Annotated in this window: 1 protein-coding gene; it reads left to right on the top strand. The window is 38.5% G+C overall.

Features of this window, described 5'->3' with window-relative positions:
* Positions 1-299 (top strand): hypothetical protein (locus AAEY88_RS12800; RefSeq protein ID WP_350562988.1); only part of this gene is annotated, 299 nt, incomplete at both ends.

Below are 299 nucleotides of genomic sequence, written 5' to 3'. Positions count from 1 at the left end.
AAACAAGTTTTAAAAAAGCTAGAAGACGCCAACGAGCGCGAAAAACAAGAGCACAAATCAACCGTTGAGCTGCTATATAATTTTGTAAACGCGAATGGTTACCTTGATGGCAACAAAGCACAAAATATTGCAAATACCTGCACACAAATAGCGCTTTACTTAAACCTGTCGCAAAAAAGCATCGATCTTGCCCCAATGGCGGGTTATTTAGCACAAATAGGTTTACTTGCTATGGATCCTGAACTTTATAAAAAACCGCTAAATCGGCTAAATGAGCAACAACGTAAGACCTTTTATAC

It is taken from the genome of Psychrobacter sp. CAL346-MNA-CIBAN-0220, assembly GCF_040309805.1.
In the GTDB taxonomy this organism is placed as follows: Bacteria; Pseudomonadota; Gammaproteobacteria; order Pseudomonadales; family Moraxellaceae; genus Psychrobacter.
This window is presented reverse-complemented; position numbering and strand designations above follow the sequence as displayed.